General features: G+C 42.9%; 19 protein-coding genes, 1 tRNA gene and 1 other RNA gene. 6 read left to right on the plus strand and 15 right to left on the minus strand.

The features are described from left to right. Positions 1 to 104 precede the first annotated feature (104 nt). Complete coding sequence (gene treC / locus SRA_RS08440) at positions 105 to 1,733, minus strand: alpha,alpha-phosphotrehalase (protein WP_003089821.1); 1,629 nt, start codon at positions 1,731 to 1,733, stop codon at positions 105 to 107. A gap of 92 nt (positions 1,734 to 1,825) precedes the next feature. Then, a complete protein-coding gene (treP, locus tag SRA_RS08445; RefSeq protein ID WP_003089824.1) occupies positions 1,826 to 3,796 on the minus strand; it encodes a PTS system trehalose-specific EIIBC component in 1,971 nt (656 codons plus the stop codon). A gap of 178 nt (positions 3,797 to 3,974) precedes the next feature. Between treP and treR the strand changes: the two genes are divergently transcribed. After that, the gene (gene treR / locus SRA_RS08450) at positions 3,975 to 4,688 is read left to right on the plus strand and encodes a trehalose operon repressor (RefSeq protein ID WP_003089827.1); all 714 of its coding nucleotides are present in this window, start codon (positions 3,975 to 3,977) and stop codon (positions 4,686 to 4,688) included. Positions 4,689 to 5,063: 375 nt separating this feature from the next. On the opposite strand, the gene SRA_RS08455 is transcribed toward treR, so the two are convergent. The 6 genes from SRA_RS08455 to SRA_RS08475 form a co-directional block, all read right to left on the minus strand. Next, positions 5,064 to 7,823, minus strand: a complete 2,760-nt coding sequence (locus tag SRA_RS08455; protein WP_003089830.1) for a glycoside hydrolase family 66 protein — start codon at positions 7,821 to 7,823, stop codon at positions 5,064 to 5,066. A 490-nt stretch (positions 7,824 to 8,313) separates the two neighbouring features. Then, positions 8,314 to 8,673 (minus strand): LPXTG cell wall anchor domain-containing protein, encoded by a 360-nt coding sequence (locus SRA_RS10525; RefSeq protein WP_081498722.1) that lies wholly within the window; start codon positions 8,671 to 8,673, stop codon positions 8,314 to 8,316. After that, entirely contained in the window at positions 8,657 to 9,100 is a 444-nt protein-coding gene (dtd, locus tag SRA_RS08460; RefSeq protein WP_003089833.1) for a D-aminoacyl-tRNA deacylase, read from the minus strand. The genes SRA_RS10525 and dtd overlap by 17 nt, the downstream gene beginning before the upstream one ends. Before the next feature lie 141 nt (positions 9,101 to 9,241). After that, positions 9,242 to 11,464, minus strand: a complete 2,223-nt coding sequence (locus SRA_RS08465) for a RelA/SpoT family protein (protein WP_003089835.1) — start codon at positions 11,462 to 11,464, stop codon at positions 9,242 to 9,244. Positions 11,465 to 11,640: 176 nt separating this feature from the next. After that, positions 11,641 to 12,474 (minus strand): endonuclease/exonuclease/phosphatase family protein, encoded by an 834-nt coding sequence (locus SRA_RS08470; protein WP_003089837.1) that lies wholly within the window; start codon positions 12,472 to 12,474, stop codon positions 11,641 to 11,643. A gap of 137 nt (positions 12,475 to 12,611) precedes the next feature. Then, positions 12,612 to 14,795 (minus strand): PTS transporter subunit IIBC, encoded by a 2,184-nt coding sequence (locus SRA_RS08475; RefSeq protein WP_003089839.1) that lies wholly within the window; start codon positions 14,793 to 14,795, stop codon positions 12,612 to 12,614. A 267-nt stretch (positions 14,796 to 15,062) separates the two neighbouring features. Between SRA_RS08475 and SRA_RS10055 the strand changes: the two genes are divergently transcribed. Then, a protein-coding gene (locus tag SRA_RS10055; protein WP_126417958.1) for an ISL3 family transposase occupies positions 15,063 to 16,290 on the plus strand; the annotation gives its coding sequence in 2 pieces (ribosomal slippage) (positions 15,063 to 15,914 and positions 15,916 to 16,290; 1,227 coding nt in all). A 120-nt stretch (positions 16,291 to 16,410) separates the two neighbouring features. Here SRA_RS10055 and SRA_RS08485 read toward each other — a convergent pair. From SRA_RS08485 to SRA_RS08500, 4 genes are all read right to left on the minus strand, one after another. Continuing rightward, positions 16,411 to 17,424, minus strand: coding sequence for a LacI family DNA-binding transcriptional regulator (locus SRA_RS08485; RefSeq protein ID WP_003089841.1), 1,014 nt, complete (start codon positions 17,422 to 17,424; stop codon positions 16,411 to 16,413). A 42-nt stretch (positions 17,425 to 17,466) separates the two neighbouring features. Then, positions 17,467 to 18,210 carry a 16S rRNA (uracil(1498)-N(3))-methyltransferase gene (locus tag SRA_RS08490; RefSeq protein WP_003089843.1) on the minus strand — a complete coding sequence of 248 codons (744 nt, stop codon included), beginning with the start codon at positions 18,208 to 18,210 and terminating at the stop codon, positions 17,467 to 17,469. Further along, complete coding sequence (gene prmA, locus SRA_RS08495; RefSeq protein WP_003089845.1) at positions 18,211 to 19,164, minus strand: 50S ribosomal protein L11 methyltransferase; 954 nt, start codon at positions 19,162 to 19,164, stop codon at positions 18,211 to 18,213. A gap of 323 nt (positions 19,165 to 19,487) precedes the next feature. Beyond that, the gene (locus SRA_RS08500) at positions 19,488 to 19,958 is read right to left on the minus strand and encodes a DUF3013 family protein (protein WP_003089847.1); all 471 of its coding nucleotides are present in this window, start codon (positions 19,956 to 19,958) and stop codon (positions 19,488 to 19,490) included. Positions 19,959 to 20,175: 217 nt separating this feature from the next. Between SRA_RS08500 and SRA_RS08505 the strand changes: the two genes are divergently transcribed. From SRA_RS08505 to SRA_RS08515, 4 genes are all read left to right on the plus strand, one after another. Next, positions 20,176 to 20,667 (plus strand): GNAT family N-acetyltransferase, encoded by a 492-nt coding sequence (locus tag SRA_RS08505; protein ID WP_003089848.1) that lies wholly within the window; start codon positions 20,176 to 20,178, stop codon positions 20,665 to 20,667. Between the two features lie 29 nt (positions 20,668 to 20,696). After that, a complete protein-coding gene (locus SRA_RS08510) occupies positions 20,697 to 21,965 on the plus strand; it encodes a replication-associated recombination protein A (RefSeq protein ID WP_003089850.1) in 1,269 nt (422 codons plus the stop codon). Positions 21,966 to 22,030: 65 nt separating this feature from the next. Next, a non-coding RNA gene (gene ssrS, locus SRA_RS10060) (6S RNA) lies at positions 22,031 to 22,225 on the plus strand. Beyond that, positions 22,225 to 22,297 (plus strand) — tRNA-Lys (locus SRA_RS08515). Before ssrS ends, SRA_RS08515 begins: the two co-directional genes overlap by 1 nt. 302 nt (positions 22,298 to 22,599) lie before the next feature. On the opposite strand, the gene SRA_RS08520 is transcribed toward SRA_RS08515, so the two are convergent. From SRA_RS08520 to SRA_RS10495, 3 genes are all read right to left on the minus strand, one after another. Further along, positions 22,600 to 22,797: a hypothetical protein gene (locus tag SRA_RS08520; RefSeq protein WP_003089852.1), complete on the minus strand. Its 198-nt coding sequence runs from the start codon at positions 22,795 to 22,797 to the stop codon at positions 22,600 to 22,602. A 115-nt stretch (positions 22,798 to 22,912) separates the two neighbouring features. Continuing rightward, positions 22,913 to 23,128 carry a helix-turn-helix domain-containing protein gene (locus SRA_RS08525; protein WP_003089854.1) on the minus strand — a complete coding sequence of 72 codons (216 nt, stop codon included), beginning with the start codon at positions 23,126 to 23,128 and terminating at the stop codon, positions 22,913 to 22,915. After that, positions 23,115 to 23,246 (minus strand): hypothetical protein, encoded by a 132-nt coding sequence (locus SRA_RS10495; RefSeq protein ID WP_263641521.1) that lies wholly within the window; start codon positions 23,244 to 23,246, stop codon positions 23,115 to 23,117. Before SRA_RS10495 ends, SRA_RS08525 begins: the two co-directional genes overlap by 14 nt. Position 23,247 lies beyond the last annotated feature (1 nt).

A 23,247-nucleotide genomic window follows, 5' to 3' on the forward strand; every position in this document is an offset into this window, starting at 1 on the left:
TATCAAAAACCTGACCCAATATATTGTTTTTACCTGTTAAATTCTTATCAATAAAAAAGAAGCGACGTCAATTCTGTTTAGTCACTTCTTTTTTTGTTATGTTTTTAAGATTTTTTTAAAATCGCCAGTGTTTGATAAGGTTTTAAGGTGATTTTTGCCGAAAGTTCGACATTATCATAATTGCTGATCAAAACTTTTCCTGCTTGATAATTTGCTGCCAGATCAAGCTCTGCCTCAGCTGCAGAAAAATTATTGAGAACCAGCAGTTTTTGGCCTTCATATTCTCTTTCAAAGGCATAGACCTGACTGCTGTCTGTGTAAGCTGCTTGGTAATCCCCTTGGGCTATAATCGGCAAAGTTTTGCGCAGGCGGATTAGGTTTTGATAGAATGGGAAAATTTTCCCTTTCTTTTCGTTTGCAACATTAATCTGCTGATAAGTTCTGCCGACTTTCAGCCAAGGCTCAGCCGATGAAAATCCTGCGTTGCTGCTCGCATCCCACTGCATGGGCGTGCGCGAATTATCCCGTGATTTAGCCTTAATAATATGAAAAGCTTCTTCAGGAGATTTTCCCTGATCTAACATCTCTTGATAAGCATTAAGGCTCTCAACATCCACGTAGTCAGCCATGGAATCATAGTCCGGATCAAGCATGCCGATTTCTTCACCCATATAGATATAGGGCGTTCCGCGTGACAGATGAATGCTGGATGCAAGCATGGTCGCTCCTTCATTGCGGAAATGCTCAACATCAATAAAACGATTGAGTGCGCGCGGCTGATCGTGATTATTCCAAAAAAGAGCGCTCCAGCCGTTTCCGTCACTCATGCCTTCTCCCCAAGTATGAAACAGCGTTTTTAATTCTTCAAAATCAAAGGGCTTGCGTGTCCATTTTTGACCGTTTTCATAGTCAACCTTCAGGTGATGAAAATTAAAGACCATGGACAGTTCATGGCTGTCTGGATTGCTGTACTGCACACAATTAGGAATGTCTGTAAAACTCATTTCACCGACGGTTATGCCATCGCTGTCATTGCCAAAGGTAGCTTTGTTCAAGAGCTTCAGATAGTCATGATTAATGGGGCGGTCAGTGTATTCTGGCTTGCCATCAAAGGCAGGATTGTCTTTTAATTCTTCATCCTTGCCAATCAGATTGATGACATCAAAACGAAAGCCCTTGACCCCTTTATTTCGCCAGAAATTGACAACCTTAAAAAGTTCTTCTCGCACGTGCGGATTGCGCCAGTTGAGATCAGCTTGCGTCTTATCAAATAAATGCAAATAATACTTTCCTGTATTACCAAAAGGAGCCCAGGAACTGCCGCCAAACTTAGAAACCCAGTCTGTCGGCTCATCGCGTAAAATAAAGAAATCTTGATAATAAGTATCACCTGCCAGAGCCTTTTGAAACCATTCATGGTCGGTCGAGCAATGATTGAGCACCATGTCCAGCATGATTTCAATGCCGTGCTCCTTGCCCTTGCGCGACAGCTCTTCAAAATCGTCCATAGTCCCAAACAGAGGATTTACAGCCGTATAATCAGAAACATCATAACCATTATCACGTTGAGGGCTTGGATAGAAAGGATTGAGCCAGATAACATCAACACCTAATTCTTCCAAATAGGGCAATTTTTCAATAATTCCTCTTAAATCGCCAATCCCATTGCCAGTTGTATCCTTATAAGACTTTGGATAAATTTGGTAGACAACCTTTCTTTTGTCTAATGTCATACTATGCTCCTCACTAATAACAAGAGAGCAGGACAAAGCCTACAACTCTTACGTCTAATATCCTGCTCTGTTATCCATTACATTAATTTTTTCTAAATTTTACTTGCTGTCAGCAATTCTTCTCCCTGACGGGTATCATGCGGCAGTGTTCCGACAGCATCCGGCTGATAATCATTTTGGTTGGTAATGATAACCGGTGTTTCAGTGACATAACCCGCTTTTTTAATCACATCAATATCAAAACTAATGAGTTTATCACCTGTTTTAACGCGGTCTCCTTGCTTAACAAAGGCTTTAAAACCTTTTCCTTCAAGATTGACCGTATCCATACCGATATGCATTAACAGCTCAAGTCCTTGATCGGTAACAAGACCGACAGCATGGTTGCTTGGAAAGAGTACAGAGACTACACCGTCAACTGGTGCTGCAAGCAGCCCTTCGCTCGGTTCAATCAAGACCCCTTGTCCCATAACTCCCTGAGCAAAGACTGGATCTGCAGCTTCAGATAAGGGTTTGACCACTCCGGTTAATGGGCTTTGAACCTTAACAAGAGTTCCTTTTTCAGCGGCTGTGCTTTCTTCTGCTTCAGCAATGGCAGCCACTTGCGGCGCCTTCACCATTTCATCTTCTGTTTTTGTAAAGTAACCTGCTTTTCTGAAGAAAATGGTAACGGCAAACGGAATGACGATAGCTACTGCCATACAGAGGAAGAACGGCATCATGTATTTAACATTGATAGCCATGAAACCAGGCAGCCCTCCGACACCGATGGAATTTGCCTGAACGTTGAAAGTCGTTGATAAAAGACCAGCAACACTTGAACCAATCATTCCTGCTACAAATGGGTAAACGTATTTAAGGTTAACCCCAAAGAGGGCAGGTTCTGTTACACCCAGATAAGCCGAAATGGTAGCAGGCAGGGCAATCTGCGCTTCGCGTTCATCATGACGTTTCATCCAGTAATAGGCAAATACGGCTGAACCCTGAGCGATATTAGACAGAGCAATCATTGGCCAGAGTCCCGTTGTCCGGCTAGCCGTATCAGCGATCAGCTGTGTATCAATAGCATTGGTCATGTGGTGCAGACCAGTGATAACAAGCGGTGCATAAAGAGCACCAAAGATTGCGCCAAAGAGCCACTTTACAGGACCTGTCAAACCTGCAAGCACAACAAATGAGATACCTTTACCAATGGTCCAGCCAATTGGTCCGAGAACGGTATGTGCCAAAATCAGAGCCGGAACCAAGGACAAGAATGGTACAAAGATCATGGACACGACTTCAGGAATTACCTTGCGCCAGAAGCGTTCCAGATAGGCTAGTGACAGCCCGGATAGCAGGGCCGGAATGACCTGTGCCTGATAGCCGATACGTTTAACAGTAAAGAAGCCAAAGTCCCATACCCAGTTTTTAGCTATTTCAGCTGATGATGTGCTGGCAACATCGTAAGCATTGAGCAGCTGCGGCGATACTAAACAGATACCAAGTACGATTCCCAAAATTTGACTAGTCCCCATTTTACGAGAAACCGACCAAACAATTCCTACAGGCAGGAAGTGGAAAATTGCTTCACCAGGCAGCCAGAGAAAGGCATTGACACCGCTCCAAAACTGAGAAACTTCTACAATTGTTTTGCCTCCCAGATTGGCAAACTCCACACCTTCTAGAATATTGCGGAAACCTAAAATAAGCCCGCCGACAATAATGGCTGGAATAATAGGCGTGAAAATTTCTGCCAAAAGGGTCATCACGCGCTGAATTGGATTTTGATTTCCTTTAGCTGCTGACTTTGCTGCTTCTTTGGAAACCCCTTCAATTCCTGAGACAGATGTAAAATCATTATAGAAAAGCGGTACATCGTTTCCGATAATGACTTGGAACTGTCCTGCATTGGTAAAGGTTCCTTTGACAGCAGGAATTCCTTCAATTGTTTTGATATCTGCTTTCTTGTCATCATTTAAGACAAATCGCATGCGTGTGGCACAATGTGTAACAGCAGAAACATTTTCTTTGCCGCCAATGGCATCCAGCAATACCTGGGCATCTTTTTCAAATTTTCCCATAACTTTTTTCTAGGTCGCCCTAGACCTCCTTATTATGATAAAAACAAATATGTTTACAGTCTTATTGTAAACGGTAACAAATTTGTTTGCAAGTTGTTCGTGGAAAAAAGGGACTATTTTTGGTAAAATGAGAGAAGTTGTATGTCTTTTTTTAGACAAGTGAGGTAAAAACAAGACCATGAAAAAATATGAAGTCATTTTCCAAGAACTGCAAAAGGCCATTGCTGACGGAAAATATCAGATTGGTGACTACCTGCCTACTGAGACCCAGCTCTGCCAAAACTATGCCTGCAGCCGCGATACCGTCAGAAAAGCTCTGCAGCAGCTGGTTAAGGCAGGACTTATCAAAACACAGCAGGGGCGCGGCTCTCAAGTCATCAAACATGAGCAGATTGACTTTCCTGTCTCTCAACTGACCAGCTATCAAGAATTGGTTCAGCAGCTCCATATGAATTCTGAAACCAATGTTATCGCTATTGACAAGCTGATCGTTGATAGCAAGCTAGCCAAGCTGACTGGTTTTGCACCGCGCAGCCTCCTCTGGCGTATTACCAGACAGCGCGTGGTAGATGGTGTAGCTTCCGTTCTCGACACAGATTATCTGGACAAGTCTCTAGTTCCTGATATGACTAGGGAAATCGCTGAGTATTCTATTTACGATTATCTCGAAAATAAGCTTAAGTTAGATATTGCCTATGCCAAAAAAGAAATCACCATTGACCAGATCACAGAAAAAGATAAAATTTTGCTAGATATTGACTCAGAAAACCATGTCGTTTCGGTTAAATCTAAAGTTTATCTGAGCGATGAGCGGCAGCTGCAGTTTACTGAAAGCCGGCATAAGCTTGAAAAATTCAAATTTGTGGATTTTGCCAGACGGCAAAAAGATTAGGACAAGAAAAAAGAGTGTGGGACAAAAATCGGTAAATCGTAATGTCATTACGATTTCGATTTTGTTGTCCCACCTCCGCACAGTTGATTAGGATGGCCGCTATCACTTGCCTAGCAAGGGATAAGGACCTCCAATCAGCAGTGGTTCATTGGTGCTAAAGCACCTAATGAACTGTGCAGTGGTAAGACTAGGTTGGCCTAGCCAACAAGTCTTTCTCCCAACCACTGTGTCAAACTGCTATATCTTAAATAGTTAAAGGGGGAAGGACTTTTATCCCAGCCTCTTTTTAAATCATAACCATTAAGAATAGTAACATAAATGCTTCTATCATCATAAGTTTGTTTATGATGGGTATAAATAATTACCCTTTTGCTATTAATTTTTGCGGCGCTTCAATGCCAGCAAGCCGATAGCTCCTGCTGCTAGTATTCCTGCACCAACGATAGCTGCAATTTTGCTGACCTTCCCTTCTCCTGTTTCTGGTAAGTCCTCTTGGGAACTTGAAGAAACAGCTGTTTCTGTCGGCTTAGCTGAATTGGCTTGGGCTTTTAACTGAGCTTCCGGCGCTTTTTGAGAAGATGGTTCTGCAGACTCTTTCAGTACTTCTGTTGGCGCCTTGTCTTCTTTTTGCTGCTCAGCTGGTTTTGCTGGAGTCATTGGAGCTGTTGGTTCTTTGATTGGTTTCTCTGGTGTTACCGGAACTGTTGGCTCTTTAACTGGTTCTGATGGGGACGTTGGAACTATCGGTTTAACTTCTTCTGTGATATAGACCATATCCCAAAGGGTCAGTCTTGGTACCTGAATGTACAAAACAGGATCGCCATTTGTATCTTGTTTTACTTGGACTTCTAATTTCACCATTCCAGATTGGAGCCAGTCGTCAGGAGAAGTGACATAGACTTGATTGGCTATCCGACGAGCTTCATCTATAGATAGACCTGTTAAAGGATAAGTAACCAGTAAATTAGTTTGCTCATCAGGCGTTTTATTATTGGCATAGCCATCTTCGTTCTTCCAATCAGAAGTAATTCCCATAAGATTCAGTAATTGAATTGTTCTGAAATTCTTGCCTTTTTTCGAATAAGTCCAAACCTGATTGCCTTCCGTCCCCAAAGCACCATGCGAAAGCTGCTGACCAGACTGACTAAAGGTTTCTGGCTGAACAGAATCATTGTTAACCTGATCTCTCAAGAGATTTTCATAGGCTGTAATAAACTGCTGATAATTATAATTCTTGCGGTTTAATTCTTCAGAGACTTTAAGGCTTTGTGTTGGATAATAGGCCGTTTCTAAAACACCAACACCATCTCCGTCATTAGGATTAGCAAGAGCTGCTAACGACATGTGATAACCGCCTGCTGCAGCTATGGCGGCAGTTGTCAAAAGAACTGCATCTGTCTGATAAGTAGCAGAGGCTAGAACATCAAGGGCTGCGCCATTGAGTGGATTATGATTGTCATCAAACTTAGGCTCTTCCATATAAGCACCGACAATCAACGATTTACCTGTCATTTCACGAACCTGATCTATCCTTGCCTTCAAGTCACCATAACTATTTTGAGGACGATTCCCTAAAGCTGATGTTCCAAAAGGCCACAATTCGTTATAGATGACATCTTGACTGCTCTTGCCTAATTTTCTGATATTTTCACCATTGACATCATTAAGCGTCAAATAATAGTTAGGTAATTTTTCTTTTGTTTTATTCAAAAACTCTGCGTAAACATCTGACAGCATAAAGGAATTGTTAAAATCTCTGTTATCCTTATCACTGTATGCAACAACACGGTTATCACCAATCGTATCGCCCTGCCAGCCATCAAAGCCGCCATTTTTCAGCGCTTCTCCCATAGCATTGGCAATGTAATTCTGCCAGCTCTTACTTAAAGGATTGTAATAACGCTGAAGCGGTTTGCCATCAATAAAATATGTCATGATGTCGCCGCCAGCACCGTAGCCGCCGTTTTCATAATTGTAAATATATTCTGTATCAGGCAGGACAGATGCTTCATTAGTATTTTGTGCCAAAATCATATTATAAAGCATAGCGACTGCTCCGCCCTGATGAACACGTTTAACCAGCGCTTTAACAGCCGGTGTTTCAACTTTTGAATGACTCCACCAGTTCCAGCTTTGGTCAAATGTTAAGATATTTGGAAAAGGATTGGTTGCTGATTTATAAACATCATAAAAGAAGTATGAATTAATGTTCATATTCTTCATTTGCTCCAACTCACGATAATAAAGCGGCAAATTATCAGTTAAAACACTGTTATTGTCTTTTTGAGACCCACCAATAGCTCCATAACGAGGAAAGACTGTCCAATCATTCTCAACGGCAATCGCCCGATTGCTACTGCCTAAAAGATTATTTTTAGTATCGGAAACCTTGACCGTCAAAAGATAGCCATGATTGTTCTCAAAAATATCTCCCGGAATAGTGATATCTCCAAGCTTCGTACTATAACTTTCTCCGGGGGTCAGGTACTTGCTGTAGCTGTAGATATTGCCCACTTTATTTTCAAGAGAATAGACCTCAGTTGAAGCGGTAATATTTTGTGCCTGTGCTGTGGTATTGGTAAAGGTCAGATTAACATTAACTGAGTCTCCCAAACGGTAAGAAGCTTTATCTGTTGATAGATTTTTCAGACTGGAAGACTTTTTGGGAGCTGCCGGAGGTTGAACTGCAGCTGCTTCTGATTTTGATTTTGGTGATACTGATGTTGATGCAGACTGACTTGCTTGTCTTGTCGCCATTATCTGAGCTGACTCTGTTTGGGACTGTTCTGCTGGCTCTAAGCTGGAAACCTCCTGCAGCTGCTCTGAAGAATTAGACTCAACAGCTTCTGCCTGTTCTATTGTACCACTAACAGGCGACTGGCTTTCTGATACTGCTGGCAAAGAGTCTGCGGAGGATTCTGTTGCTGTTACTACATCACTGCTTTCTGGAGCGTTGCTGCCAGCAGACTGTTCAACAGCCGAGCCAACCCCTTGGTTATTTGCCATAACAGCAGAATGTTCATCTGCTGAACTGTGGTCTGCGGATGGTTCGGCTGTCAACTCATCTGCATAAGCTGCTAACCTATTTGAATAGAGTGTTATCCCTAGCATCGCCAATAAAAAGGGACGCACCATTTTTAGTTTTCTATTTGTGTTCATTCCTTAATCAAAAACTCCTGTCTAACCTTGTTTACACAAAATAACAACAATATTATTTTACAAGAAAGGTTTTGAAAACACAATGAAAATGTCATGAAAACAAAAAATAGGGGATTTTTGTTACATAGCTGCCATTTTTGTAACAAAAAGAGGTTGGGCCAAAAGTCCAACCTCATCAATTAGAGTTCGTTTTAACATTATAAGGCAGTGGTTGGGAGAAACTCTGTCAGCTTTAGCTAACCTAGAGTTTCCCCTGCACAGTTCATTAGGCACTTTAGTGCCAATGAACCACTGTTGAATGGCAGTTTCGTTCGCGTTTTACGCTCTTGAGCTGACCGATTCAACTGTGCGGGGGTGGGAGTGAAACGGTCTGGGGAGAGACCGTTTCAGGTCACCGCCTAGAAATTAGGGAGCGGTGAGAACCAAAATTTTCAATTTTTGGCTTCTTTCCCACTCCCAAAAGAAATTATTTCTTTTTACGTCTCAAACCTGTCAGACCAAGTGCTCCCATGATTAGGCATAATCCAAGTGCTGTCAGTCCAGTTTCGTTTGCTGTTCCAGTATTTGGTAATACAGAAGCAGCTTCTACTGGTGCTTTTTTAACAGTTTCCTCAACTTTTGGTGGAGTTGAATCCGTTGTTGGATCCTCTTGAGGAACTTCTTGTTGAGGTGGAGTTGTTCCTGGATCGTTTGGACTTGAAGTCCCTTCTTTTGGTTTTTTTGGTGTATCTGGTTGTTTAGGAGTATCTGGCTCTTTAGATTTGACTTCTTTATAGATGTAAGTAACAGTGGTTTGACTAGCTTGCTTTTTACTTATTTTTCGTATCTAAAATAATGGTCACTGGTCCGTCATTCACCAAAGATACCTGCATGTCAGCCCCGAATACGCCGGTTTCCACCGGAACAAACTGAGCCAATTCCGTATTAAAACGCTGATAAAAGGCCTCGGCCATATCCGGCGGAGCAGCTTTGGTAAAGGCAGGTCGGTTGCCCTTTTTAGTATCAGCAAAAAGCGTAAACTGCGAAACAGATAAAATAGATCCCTTAATATCCTGCAGGGATAAATTCATCTTTCCTTCTGCATCAGAAAAAATCCGCATATTGATAATTTTTCGGACGGCGTAATCCAAATCTTTTTGGCTGTCATCCGGTCCGACCCCAACCAGCAACAGCAGACCCGGACCAATGGCTGCTCTTGTTTGGTTTTCAATAGCCACACTGGCTGTTAAAACACGCTGAAGAACAATTCTCACGGTAAGCAAGCTCCTTTGCAAACAATTTATTTTTTGGTCTTGAAAAGACCTCTTGCATATAGGGAAAATCAAACACAGCCTAGCGGCTTGTCTTAGCTGGTCAATGAGCAGCAGACCTATGAAAGAGGTGCAAAAATGATATCAGCCGTTGGTTCTCTTGACAGAATAAACATCCGGAATAATCTTGATTTTATCAACAACAGCTGTCAAAAGTGCCAAATTAGGAATTCCAAAAGTTACATGAATATTAGCAAATTTCATGTCCTTGGTCGGCTGGGCGTTGACTGTTGAGATATTCTTGGTCTGATTGGAAAGAATCTGCAAAACATCATTCAAAAGTCCGGAACGGTTGAGTCCGTAAATATCAATCTCAGCCATGTATTCCTTGGTTGAGTGGTCATCATCCCACTCAACTTCAATCAAGCGTTCTTCATAGCCTTCCTGACTTTTGATATTGTTGCAGTCCGCACGGTGAATGGCGACACCGCGGCCCTTAGTAACATATCCTTCAATAGGATCACCAGGGACTGGATTGCAGCATTTGGCAATCCGCATGAGGAGGTCAGAGGAGCCCTGAATAATAACGCCCCCTTCGCTCTTGACCTTAAGCACCTCTTTTTTATTGTCATGCTTGACTTCACCGCCCTTCATCAGTTCCTCGGCCTCTGCTTTAGCTTTGGCACGCTCTTCTTCACGGCGTTCTTTCTCAGTCAGTTTATTGAAAACATTGGCCGGAGAAATTTCTCCAAAACCGACAGCAGCGTAGAGAGCCTCTTCATTGCGGTAGTTAAGGCGGCTTAAAACAGCTTCAAGGTGTTTTTTATCCAGATATTTATTGGCAACGTAGCCGTGCTCTTGAAAATAATCAATCAGCAGGTCACGCCCCTTGGTAATGGATAATTCCTTATCCTGATTTTTAAAGAATTGACGGATTTTATTGCGGGCCTTGTTGGTCTTAACAATATTAATCCAGTCGCGGCTGGGCCCAAAAGAGTTTGAATTAGTAATGATTTCAACCACATCACCGGTCTTTAGCTTAGCAGTTAAAGGAACCATCCGGCCGTTAACCTTAGCTCCGGTAGCCTTTTCCCCCACCTGTGTATGAATGGCATAGGCAAAGTCAATAGGCCCAGAATCCTTGGGCAGCTCTTGAACGGCACCGTTAGGGGTAAAGACATAAATGCGCTCAGCAAAAATATCTTCCTTAACAGAATCAACAAAATCAACAGCATTGCCGTTAGAAGCAGCCTGCAGTTCAACCAGCTCTTTAATCCAGTTCATACCAAGAGTTGATTCCTGATTGCTGACCTTGCCTTTTATCCCTTTCTTATAGGCCCAGTGAGCGGCAACCCCGTATTCAGCGACAGCGTGCATTTCATGTGTCCGAATCTGCACTTCGATCGGTCCTTTAGGACCATAGACAGTCGTATGAATGGACTGGTAGCCGTTAGCCTTAGGATTGGCAATGTAATCCTTAAAGCGGCCGGGCATGGGGCGCCAAAGTTCGTGAATATAGCCCAGCATAGCATAGACATCGCTTTGGGTATCCAAAATACAGCGAATGGCAATCAAATCATAGATTTGGTCAAAACGCTTTTTCTTATCGCGCATCTTGCGATAGATAGAATAGATATGCTTGGGCCGGCCGTAAATATCGCCGTGCAGTCCTTGTTCTTCCGTATATTCTTTAATTTTATCGACAATGTCATTAACCAAAGCTTCACGTTCGCGGCGCTTTTCATTCATCAAATGGGAAATCTTGTAAAACTCAACTTCATTCAGATAGCGAAAGGCCAAATCTTCCAATTCCCACTTAATGCGGCTGATCCCCAAGCGGTGCGCCAGGGGTGCATAAATTTCCATCGTTTCCCGGGAAATGCGCTCCTGCTTGTCTTTGCGCAGGTGTCTTAAGGTCCGCATATTGTGCAGACGGTCAGCTAGCTTAACCAGAATAACCCGAATATCCTTGGACATGGCCATCAGCATCTTGCGGTGATTCTCAGCCAGCTGCTCTTCGTGCGACTTGTATTCGACCTTGCCCAGCTTTGTCACCCCATCAACGATGTTTTTGACATCACTGCCAAACTTGTTTTCCAAATTATCTAGGGTCGCTTCAGTATCTTCAATGACATCGTGCAAAAAACCGCAGGAAACCGTGATAGCGTCCAGATGTAAGTCCGCTAAAATCCCTGCAACCTGAATAGGATGAATAATATAGGGCTCTCCTGACTTACGAAATTGGCCGTTATGGCATTCTACTGCGTAGTCTAAAGCTTTTTGAACGAGGGCAACATCTGCCTCATTCATGTAAGCAGAGCACATATCAATAACTTCCTGACCTGTTAAATTTGCATCTTTTGCCATGTTTTTCCTCTCTAAAAATATCTTATTCTTATTCTAACACTTTAAGACCAAAAGAAAAAGAAGATTGTCGCTTTCAAGCATCATCTTCCTTCTTACATATGGCAGCTGCAAATTTATTTCGTATCCTATAATTCTTTTTTGATAAACAATCAAAGAGGTGAGAGGGACAAAGGAAATCACTGCTCCTGAACGGCCTCATCCAGATAGGCTTCACAGGCTAGGCCGCAGTGATCACTGATAGAAGGATACTCCTTCCCGTCAAAAACGACTGCTGATTTTTCTACCTGCCATTGAGGACTCAAAAAAATATGATCAACCTTAAGGGCTTCTTGATTGCCCTGCCAGCCATCAATCTCTTTTTGAATAGTTGCCGAACCATAAACATTCCTAGCTGCTTTATGACTGTCCTTAAGGTTAAGCTGGCTGTTTAAAATCAGACGATAGCCGGGCTCATCTGTCGGATTGTTGAAATCGCCCATGAGCAGCAAAGGGCAGTCTAGGGCTGATAAAGATTTTTCCAGCTTTTCCCACTCTTCTTCAAATCCTTTGTTCCACCAAGACAGATGAACACAGGCAGCCGCAAAACTGCTTTTGCCAAATTCAGTCCTTGCCAAAAGCACCCGTCTGGTATGGTAATCCGTTTCATCATCTGTTTGGGATACTAAAAGCGTTTCACTCTGAAGCGGCTCTTTCGACAAAATAGCAACACCTTCCTGAAAGCGCCCATAACCAATATGGTTGTAAGCCCAAGACCAATAATAAGGCTGCCCTTTAGCGGATAAAAGTTTGGCCAACTCAAGAGCATAATTATCCTCACGAATAGCAGGTGTTCCTGCTGCCGGACAGTAGTTGAACAAATCTTTTGCTGGTTTTGAAGCCACAAGCTGATTGACTTCCTGCAAACAGATAACATCGTATTGCTCTTTGAGGATAGCTTGAGCCAAAATGTCTAATTTTTCCTGAGGATTTTCTTCCAGCCAGCTGTGTGTATTGATGGTTAATAATTTCAATCGACTTCTCCTTTATCACCTAAGAAAGCATCAAAACAGCAGCTCTGCTTTTGCTGACTGCTGTTTTTAGTTAATCATAAAAACAGAAAGAGGCAAGAAGAGCTTGTAAATAGCAGCTCCTCTCCCTCTTACAAATGTTACAGCTCCACCTGAGCAACCACTGTTTTAGCAGCTTGGCGGCCTGTTTTTTCAAGATTGACCGTTTTGACCTCTGCTGTATTGGTAAAGGCAACAATAATGGTTGTCTCACGATCAGCAGATTTTATTGCCTCTAAATCCGCAACTAAGAGCAAGTCGCCGGCTTCTACACGCTGACCGTCTTTTACTTTGGCTGAGAACGGCGCACCGTTGAGGGCAACTGTATCTAAGCCCACGTGAATGAGAACTTCCAAACCTTGATCTGTTAAAAGTCCCAGAGCGTGTTTGGTTGGAAAGACACTGGTAACCAGGCCGGATACAGGAGCATAGATATTGCCGTTTTCAGGTTCGACCGCAAAACCATCTCCCATCATTTTTTGTGAAAAGACTGGATCATGAACCTCCGTAATTGGTATGACTTCCCCGTCAGCAACCGTCGCTATTTCTTCTGTTACACCTTTGAAGGCTGTTTCTGCTGGCTGTTCTTCTTCCAAAGCAGCCACATCAGTTTTAGGAATTTCTGCACCTGAATCCAGTAAATCTTGAATATCAGATTTCAAAACATCAGCCTTAGGACCGTAAACAGCCTGAACACCATTGCCCTTGACAATCAGCCCCATGGCACCAGCTTTCTTCCAAGCCGCTTCATCACTCACTTTAGCAACATCTGCTACTGTAATCCGCAGGCGGGTCATGCAGGCATCAACATCAGCAATATTTTCCTTGCCGCCTAAGAGGTTGATGATTTTAACAATCTGTGAATTGGCATCAGCAGCTCCTGTTTTATCGCTGCCGGTTTCAGACACATCATCACTGTCATCATAGTTACCGTTGCGACCTGAAGTGGCAAGATTGAATTTCTTAATCATGAAGTTTGCAATAAAGTACATAGCAACCCCAAAGACAACAGAAACGATAATAAAGTTAACAATATCCATAGCCAGACCAGCTTTGATTGCCATCGGTGTTCTGGTCAGAAACTCAATATTACCAAATGAATGAACACGAAGGTGAACTAAGTCAGCTGATGCAAAAGCTAACCCTTGAACTACCGCATAAACAAGATAAAGCGGCAGAGCTGCAAACATGAACATGTATTCAAGCGGTTCTGTTACCCCTGTCAAAAAGACTGCTACGGCCGCGGAGATGAACATCCCTTTGTATTTTTCTTTTTTGTCTGGATCAACATTGCGGTACATAGCCAAGGTAAGTCCCATAAGGATACCTGATGAACCAATCATTTGACCGACTTTGAAGCGAGCAGGTGTTACAGTTGATAACAGATGATGGTATTGAGACATATGACCTGCACCTTTAAGATTGATAAGGTCCTGTACCCAAGCCAGCCAAAGCGGATCCTGTCCAAATACCTGAGCTCCCTTGCTGGCACCAGTCAAAACAACATAGGTACCGCCCAATGACGTATAGTTCATTGGGATGGTCAGCATGTGGTGCAGACCAAACGGCAAGAGCAGACGTTCCAAAGTACCGTAAAGGAAAGGAGCCAAAAACGGTGCTGAATCTTGCGAAGATGCAATCCACATACCAAAGCCGTTGATACCAGACTGAATAACTGGCCAAACAATTGACAAGATAAGGGCCACAATTGTCGAGCGAACAATAACAACAAAAGGTACAAAACGTTTTCCGTTAAAGAAAGATAAAACGTCAGGCAGCTTGCGGAAATTGTAGTATTTATTATAGGCAGTCGCACCGACAAAACCAGAAATAATACCGACAAAGACACCCATGTTCAAGGCAGGTTGGCCGAGAACATTAATAAAGTAGTCAGGCACATGCATTTTCCCGCCAAAGATATTATGAACATAGCTGGATTTATCAGCAATCATATCCAAGGAAACCCCGTAGAAATTCCCTGTGATAAGATTAATCAGGATAAAAGCAATAGCTGCGGCAAACGCACCGCCGGCACGTTCCTTAGCCCAGCTGCCGCCGATTGCCAGCGCAAATAAGATATGAAGGTTATTGATAACACCCCAGCCGATTTGAGCAATGATATTTGCAACCGTCACCAAGATAGTTGATTTGGGATCGATCAAGGCTAAAGAATTACCAATTGAAACCATTAAACCTGCAGCAGGCATAACAGCAATAACAACCATTAAACATTTTCCGAACTTTTGCCAAAATTCAAAAGTGAAAAGCTGTTTATAATTTTTCATTTTTACCTCCCATGCAAACGTTTGCAATTGATACTATTATTATATCATGAAATATTTTTTTGTAAAGGACTTTTTAAAAATTTAATCAAAAAGAGAGTCTGCTCAGCTTATCAAGGCTCTATAATATCTGTAGTGGGTAACTCTCCCTTCGGATATTATAGGGCTTTTTGATTGTATGAAAAAAAGTCCCATATGACTTATAATGAAAAGCGCAAAACAACTCATTAGAAAGACTCATATGGAACATCTTTCAATACCACAGATTTAATCGGATTGAAAGACAAAAATATTAAAATTCTTCTTGTTTTACACCTTCACACCCACATCGAGATACGGGCAAAGTTGGATTATCAAGCTTCTGACTGTCCCCATTGTCAGGGAAAAATGATGAAATACGACTTCCAGAAAGCTTCAACTATCCCACTCCTTGATATCCAAGGGATGCCCACCGTCCTTAAGCTCAAAAAGCGCCGCTTTCAGTGCAAGGTTTGTCGCAGAGTGAGGGTGGCTGAGACCTCTCTCGTTCAAAAAAACGGGCAGATTTCCAAACCCATCTGGGCTAAAATCACACAGCTTCACACAGAGAGGTTGACGAACTCAGCTATCGCAAAGAAACTCCATATCTCCGTCTCTGCCGTTCAGAGAAAGCTGGATCAGTTCACCTTCAAAGAGGATTTCTCCAAACTTCCTACAGTTTTGAGTTGGGATGAATTCTCTCGAAATAAGGGCAAACTCGCCTTCATTGCACAAGATTTTGAGACGAGGAAGATCGTCACCATCCTTGAAAACAACAGGCAATCAACCATTAAAAACGACTTCTACAAGTATCCTAGAGAAGTTCGTGAACAGGTTAAAGTGGTCACGGTGGATATGTCTGGTAGCTACATTCCTATCATTAAGCAATTGTTTCCTTGCGCCAAAATTGTCCTTGATCGCTTTCACATTATTCAGCACTTGAGTCGGGCTATGATGACCACTAGAATCGCCATTATGAAGAGCTTTGACAAGAAGTCGTTACCTTATCGGGCGATGAAAAATCATTGGCGGATTCTTCACAAGGACGGCAGAAAACTTTCTGACACTGCCTTCTATTCACGAACTTTCAGGCAAACCTTAACCCCCTCGTGAGATTATTGATAAAACATTAGCCTTCTCTGATGAACTTCGCTATTATTATGAGCTTTATCAGCTCCTGCTCTTCCATTTTCAAGAAAAACGAGCAACTGAATTCTTTGAACTCATTGAAGACCATTTGAATCTCGTCAATCAGCCATTTTTGACCGTCTTCAAGGCCTTTCTCAAATACAAAGCTTACATCACAAATGCTCTTAACCTACCTTATTCTAACGCTAAACTGGAGGCAACCAACAAGCTTATCAAGGACATCAAACGCCAAGCTTTTGGCTTTCGAAACTTCAAAAACTTTAAAACTAAAATTCTCATCGCTTTGAACATGCAAAGAGAGAGAACCAATCTGATTCTCTCTCGTGCTTAGTTATAAGTCACCCACTACAGTTGACAATGAGCCCTTATCAAACCACTTGCTGAAAGCTAAACAGACTTCTTGGACTGATAATCTTGACAGTTCTCATAAACTAAAGAACATTGAGAAAATTTATTTTTTACGATTAGACGGGGTCGAATCCCTTTCAATAATCTGGTGGGGAATGATTAGAGAATTCTCACCTGCGGCCTTACCCAAAATCAACTCTGCAGCCTTGCTCCCCAGCTGATAAGGGAAGATCTCAATAGAGGTCAGCGCAGGCGTAGCAATGTCACTAACAATGGAGTTATTAAAACTAATCATAGCAAAGGAATCATTGGGAAGATCCAACTTTTTAAAAAGACGCTGCAGGCGGATGGCCATGATATCATCACAGGCCACAAAAGCTTGCAGACGGGGATTCTTTTCTAAAAAGTCTCTTAAAACAGCAAGATTGGCACTGTCATCAATTCTTGACAGCCGCAGCTTCTTGGTTTTTTGCCCCTGCTCTTCCATGACATTGGCATAGCCCATATAGCGGCTGGCCTGCACCAGCTCATCCATGTCCGTATAGGCATAAGCAATGTCATAGCTGCCCTTATCAACAAGAAACTGAGCAGCATCCTGACCTGCTAAGGTATTGTCATTATCCACAAATTGAATACCTTTTTGAGCAGCATTATAAGATTCCCCCACAACCACACAGGATACTTCAGCTTTTTGGACAAATTGAAAAACCCTATCATTTGCCTTTGAATAAAGGAAGATAAACTTAGCAATATTGCCACTGCGAATCAGGGTTTCAATATTGGCAATTAATTCATCTTCTGTCCGCCCTGTTGCCAAACTAACCATATAATGGTTATCTGTACAAACTCCTGATATGCCTTGAATAATCTTCATGAAGAATGGATTGTTACCCAGTGATTCCTGGCTTTCACGAACAGGCAGAACAACCCCAATTGTATTGGAGCGCCGTTTAACCAAATTTTGGGCTGAGTAATTGGGAGAATAATTCAGCTCTTTCATCGCCCTGCGGACACGCTCCTTGGTGGCCTGACTAATCATATCATTGTCATGCATAGCACGAGATGCTGTCGAAGCTGAAACTCCTGCTAATTTTGCGACATCTTTAATAGTTGCCATCTGACTACTCCAGTCTATTTAGATTTACCTTACTTATCTTTGCTAGTCTATCAATTCTAGCGCATAAGATACCGCGCTCAAGGCATAAAGCGGAGCGGTCTCTGTTCGCATGATGCGGGGACCAAGTCCAACTGTGACCGCACCAGCTTGCTCAAAGGTTTGGATTTCAGCAGGAGAAATGCCACCTTCTGGACCGAAGACGAAAAGGAGCTTTTGTCCTTTTTCGACCGTCGCCAGTTCACGCGCCAAAGCAGCACGTTCACCTTCTTTGGCAGATTCTTCGTAGGCGACCAGAATTTTATCAAAATATGCCAGCTGGGCTAGAAAATCAGACTTTTTTTCAAAGAGCTTGACCTGCGGAATGGCATTGCGTTTGGATTGCTCAGCCGCACCTTGAACAATCTTGGCTAATTTATCAGCTTTTTTAGCCAGCTTTTTACTGTCCCATTTGGCCACAGACCAGTCAGCCGGAAAGGCCCAAAGAGCATGCGTTCCTAGTTCGGTCGTCTTTTGTGCCAGAAATTCCAGCTTATCCCCCTTGGGAAAACCTGATGCGATGGTGACTTGGACGGGCAGCTCCGCCTTATCTGGCAAGGTTTCCGTCAGCTCAAAAGTGTGGGCTTCGCTGTCCACAACTTTGGCTAAGTACTTAATTCCATCAGCAAAGACCAGTACTACCTCATCTCCTTTAGTCAGACGCATGACCCGAAACATGTGCTTGATGGTATCCTTAGCGGTGATAGTGACGGGATTTTCTGCTTTGCCATTTACAAAATACTGCTGCATCTAGCCTCCTATTATACCTGAAATATCATCTGTCTTCTTAAACACCAAAGCATTCCACTCTCCCTGAACCATGTGGGTCTCAAGGAGAAAGCCTGCGCTGTAAGCCGCTTCGAGCACCATATCCAACTTCTCACTAATGATACCGGACATGATTAGGTAACCTTCATCCTTAATTAGACGGTAGGCGTCCTCTGTCAGATTGACGAGAATGTCTGCTAAAATATTAGCCACAATAACATCCGCCTTCTGGGTCACACCTTTCAGTAAGTCCCCTGCTGCCACATGGATATTGTCCGTCCCAGCATTGAGATCAATGTTTTCCTGAGCCACGCGCACCGCCACATCATCGAGGTCGTAAGCGTAAATGTCTTTGGCACCCAGAAGGGAGCTGGCTATAGAGAGTACTCCTGAGCCTGTTCCCACGTCAATGATTGTTTCACCGCCCCGCAGGACTTGCTCCAAGGCAAAAAGACTCATCTTGGTGGTCGGATGGGTCCCAGTCCCAAAGGCCATACCCGGGTCCAGCTTGATGATTTTCTCATCCGCTGTCGCCTCATAGTCCGTCCAAGAAGGCACAATGGTCAAATCATGGGTGATACGGGCCGGCTCATAGTATTTCTTCCAATTCTCAGCCCAGTCTTCCTCAGCTAATTCCTGAGTGAAGAGCTCCACCTGACCTGTTTCCAGACCAACATCAGAAAGCTCGGCCAAACGATGGCTGACTTCTCTTTCGATGTCTTCCATATTGACACTTTCGGGATAATAGGCAGTAATCTTGACCGTTTCAACCTGCTCAATCTCTGGGAAAAGCTCCCCGTATTTACCGGCGCCGCCAAGATAATCTGCACTGTCATCAATCGCAACCCCTTGGCTGCCCGATTCGATTAAAATATTTGAGGCAGCCTCTTCTGCCTCACGATTTACTGTAATGGTTAATTCTTGCCAGTTGGTCATAATTTAAGATACCAAGCCCGTAGAACACAAAGTCAAAACAGGAAAGTCTCCGACGATGCTTGCATCTAGGAGAGCTTTATCTTTTTGACACAGTGTTTAGGGCGGGTTCAGTTAGACCTACTAACCAAACTCCCTTTCTTTTATTTTTTATTTAGAATAAGTTCAGCTATGACTTCATGCACGAACTTAAAAGGTCTGTCTTTTTCACTAGCTTTTCCGCTCGTATCAATGACGAGCACCCTCTTTTTCTTTTTTCTATTTTGTTTAGGGCAAACTCAGTTTAGAAAGCTAACTAAACTGTCCTTTCTTTTATTTTCCCTTGTCTAATACCTCGGATAACCAAAAAACTCTGTTTCTTGCAACTCGGCTCTGCCTTTTTCAAAAGCAGCCGCATCCCAGGTCAGGCTAAAGTCGACTGCGGTCTCGTCCGCTAGGAAGTCCATGAGGGCACTGAGGCCCTCGGTCGCCACATCGTTGAGCTTTTCCGCAAAGTAGACTAGGAACTCGCGGGATAGACCCTTTTTAGGTTCGTAGGGAATAGCTACCAGATAGTCGTCTTTGTCAAAGCTGGACTTGGCAGGATTGTAAAAGAGGACATAATCCTCAAAAAAGATGTCCTCATTTGAGGTCTCCCCACAGTCATCAACCGTCTCAACCCCTGCCTGATTCTGCGCCTCTAAAATAAAGGTGACCTCCACTGCATGATTTTTCTTTTGCCAGTCCATAGCAAAGTCAAAATCTAAATGTTTGTCTAACTCTTCTTCCAGCACTGACAAAAAGCCGTATTTCGCCATCAGTTTCTCCATTTAATGTCATTTCCTTCTATTATCCATTATAACATATAACATTGTCATGAGTGCTCTAGGAACAAACTTTTGCACCGACAGTCAATTCTGTAAACCATTACCAGTAAACAGTTTGTAAGCTCAAACATACCCGCTCTTTTCGTCTTCCAAAACATCTTTTTTAACAAAATGTGTTACAATAGTGCTAAAAAACCGAGGTGTTAACATGCTGATTAAACCTATGGAACTAACGGAGCTTGACCAAGTTATTGCACTGGAAAATGCAGTTTGGTCAAACCAAAACACACCTGCTCCCTTGCCTGTTGCCAGCAAAGACAAGCTCATTAAAAGTTTTGAAAACGGCAGGCATTTCTTAGTGGCTAAAGAAAAGAACTGCATTCTGGCTGTCCTTGATTACGGTCCGCTCTATTCCTTTCCAAGCGGCAGCCACGTTGTTACCTTCGGTATCGCAGTTGCTGACAGTCAGCGCAGAAAAGGCATTGGCAAAAAACTAATTCGAGCCTTTTTAGACACTGTAAAAAATGATTATCAGATCGTTCTCATTCATGTGCTGTCTACTAATTGCCCTGCTATTGCTTTTTATGAAAGCTTAGGCTTTTGCCTAGAGGCTCGTTTAAAGCGGCAGTTCTTTCTTAGCGGTCAGTATGTTGACGATCTTATTTTCACTTTTGATTTGACGAAACATCCTGCAGCCTAACTGCTTTAAAAAACAAAGAAAGGAAAATCATGATTAATAATCTAGCTTTGCGCATGCGTCCGCGGGATATTTCTGAAGTGATCGGACAGCAGCATTTGGTTGGTGAAGGAAAAATCATTTCGCGCATGGTCGCAGCCAATCGTCTGTCATCAATGATTCTCTACGGGCCGCCCGGCATCGGTAAGACCTCTATAGCTGCTGCTATTGCCGGAACTACAAAATATGCTTTTCGTACATTTAACGCGACAACAGATACTAAAAAACACCTGCAGGAAATTGCCCAAGAGGCTAAATTCTCAGGCGGTTTAGTGCTTCTTTTGGATGAAATCCACCGCCTGGACAAAACGAAACAGGACTTTTTACTGCCGCTTTTGGAAAACGGTCAAATTATCATGATTGGGGCAACAACTGAGAATCCTTTTTTCTCAGTAACACCCGCTATCCGAAGCCGGGTTCAGATTTTCGAGCTGGAGCCACTGTCCAACGAGGACATCAAGCAGGCTTTGCGGCTTGCCCTTACTGATCAAGAACGCGGCTTTAATTTTGAAGTTGAGCTAGATGATGACACCCTTGATTTTATTGCTTCAGCTACTAATGGCGATTTGCGTTCGGCTTATAATTCACTTGATTTAGCCGTTATGTCCACCCAGCCGGATGACCGCGGTTTACGCCATATCACCTTAGATACTGTAGAAAACAGTCTGCAGCGCAGCTATATTACCATGGATAAAGGCGGAGATGGTCATTACGACGTCCTGTCCGCCCTGCAAAAGTCCATTCGCGGATCGGATGTCAATGCCAGCCTGCACTATGCAGCCAGACTAATTGAGGCGGGAGACCTGCCTAGCTTAGCCAGACGGCTGATTGTCATTGCTTACGAGGATATCGGACTGGCTAATCCCGATGCCCAAATCCATACAGTAACAGCACTTGAAGCTGCCAAACAGATCGGCTTTCCTGAAGCTAGGATTCTAATTGCCAATGTCGTAATCGATTTGGCTTTGTCTCCCAAGTCCAATTCTGCTTATGAAGCTATTGATGCAGCTCTGGCTGACCTTGGGCAAAATGGAAATCTCCCCATTCCGCGCCATCTGCGTGACGGTCATTACACAGGCAGCAAGGAACTGGGCAATGCGCAGAATTATAAATACCCGCATGCCTACCCTGAAAAATGGGTTAAACAGCAATACCTCCCCGATAAAATCAAAGGAGCGAACTATTTCACAGCCAATCAAACCGGCAAATATGAGCGGGCTCTTGGAGCTAACAAGGACAAAATCGATAAGCTTCTAAAATAAGGCTGCTAGAAAAAATAAATTTTTTAGCTTGAAATTTTTTAACATTATGGTATCATAATTAAAGAAGATTGCTGTGGCATACGAATTCACATCCAAGTGTTGACCGACTATTTTTTTGTATTATCGGGAAACAGAAGTCATTCTCCAGTATGCAGGCCGTTTCACGCGGAAGCAACTAAAGGAGAAGCGAGTTGCCCACCTGCTTTAAGTGTGCGGGTTCAATACAAAACGTGAATCATCGGTGCCAATACAGCATTTTGCCTCCTTAGCTCAGTTGGTAGAGCAGTGGACTCTTAATCCATGGGTCACAGGTTCGAGCCCTGTAGGGGGTATAGATATATGATGAAAAAGCCTGTCATATCAGGCTTTTCTTTGTGCTTTTTTACACAGCTGCGAATACTGCGTCCGGGCTAGCGGCACTTAATCGTCATCTTTCCTATCTTGCCGTTTGGAAAATAGTGCCAGCACTGCCCCGACCACAATCGGTGCGACGTTTAAAAAATGGCAACAATAATAAAAACGGCTAGATCCTTGTACTGACCCCGAAAAGTTGGACAAGAAATATTATTGAAAGGATTTAATTCTGTATTGTACAGGACTAAGTCCTTTTAATTTTTGGCATACTTATCACTATCTAATCTACTTCATTTTTTTCATCATAAGCATATGGCAAGGTCTCATTATTCTCCTCATACTCAGGAAATTCTTCATCAAAGAATTCAGCGGCATCATCAGAATTATCAAGGTCAATTTTTTTACGCTCAAGGCGATTTAACAACAAATCTTCTAACGCTCTATCCATTCTCTTTTGAAAATTCTTAGTAGTCATCATAATACTCCCTCATTGTTATTTAGTGCTGCTGTACTACTTTTGCAGGCACAAGACAAATACAACTGCTAATTAGCATCTGCGTTAGGATTAAGTGGAAAGCCATTTTACTCATGTTTCAATACTGGCTATTCTCTCCTTCAATTCGAGCAATAGTTGACTTAGGGACGTGTGACAGTTCAGCAAGTTCACGCTGACTCAGACCGGCTTTTTGTCTGGTTTTAAAAACTGCAATTGCACTCTCTAAGATTGCTTTTTCTGCTAAGTAGCCAGTTTTGAAGCCATCTTGCTTGAACTCATCTTGTATAAAATCATCAAATTTAATAGTTACCATGGTTATTCTCCTCAAATTCTTTGGCATGCTTGGCTCCACTAGCCGGTGTTTTCTGACCTTTCTTTCTTACTGTATAAGCTAAAACAAGGGCAAAACACATGCATACTACTTTTAGCATG

Origin of the sequence: Streptococcus ratti FA-1 = DSM 20564 (assembly GCF_000286075.1) — a bacterium.
GTDB classification, from domain to species: domain Bacteria; phylum Bacillota; class Bacilli; order Lactobacillales; family Streptococcaceae; genus Streptococcus; species Streptococcus ratti.

Coding starts and splice junctions, on each gene's coding strand:
- treC (WP_003089821.1), bottom strand. CDS start 1,733: ATGACATTAGACAAAAGAAAGGTTGTCTACCAAATTTATCCAAAGTCT.
- treP (WP_003089824.1), bottom strand. CDS start 3,796: ATGGGAAAATTTGAAAAAGATGCCCAGGTATTGCTGGATGCCATTGGC.
- treR (WP_003089827.1), top strand. CDS start 3,975: ATGAAAAAATATGAAGTCATTTTCCAAGAACTGCAAAAGGCCATTGCT.
- SRA_RS08455 (WP_003089830.1), bottom strand. CDS start 7,823: ATGGTGCGTCCCTTTTTATTGGCGATGCTAGGGATAACACTCTATTCA.
- SRA_RS08465 (WP_003089835.1), bottom strand. CDS start 11,464: ATGGCAAAAGATGCAAATTTAACAGGTCAGGAAGTTATTGATATGTGC.
- SRA_RS08475 (WP_003089839.1), bottom strand. CDS start 14,795: ATGAAAAATTATAAACAGCTTTTCACTTTTGAATTTTGGCAAAAGTTC.
- SRA_RS08485 (WP_003089841.1), bottom strand. CDS start 17,424: ATGGCAACTATTAAAGATGTCGCAAAATTAGCAGGAGTTTCAGCTTCG.
- SRA_RS08490 (WP_003089843.1), bottom strand. CDS start 18,210: ATGCAGCAGTATTTTGTAAATGGCAAAGCAGAAAATCCCGTCACTATC.
- prmA (WP_003089845.1), bottom strand. CDS start 19,164: ATGACCAACTGGCAAGAATTAACCATTACAGTAAATCGTGAGGCAGAA.
- SRA_RS08500 (WP_003089847.1), bottom strand. CDS start 19,958: ATGGCGAAATACGGCTTTTTGTCAGTGCTGGAAGAAGAGTTAGACAAA.
- SRA_RS08505 (WP_003089848.1), top strand. CDS start 20,176: ATGCTGATTAAACCTATGGAACTAACGGAGCTTGACCAAGTTATTGCA.
- SRA_RS08510 (WP_003089850.1), top strand. CDS start 20,697: ATGATTAATAATCTAGCTTTGCGCATGCGTCCGCGGGATATTTCTGAA.
- SRA_RS08520 (WP_003089852.1), bottom strand. CDS start 22,797: ATGATGACTACTAAGAATTTTCAAAAGAGAATGGATAGAGCGTTAGAA.
- SRA_RS08525 (WP_003089854.1), bottom strand. CDS start 23,128: ATGGTAACTATTAAATTTGATGATTTTATACAAGATGAGTTCAAGCAA.
- SRA_RS10495 (WP_263641521.1), bottom strand. CDS start 23,246: ATGCTAAAAGTAGTATGCATGTGTTTTGCCCTTGTTTTAGCTTATACA.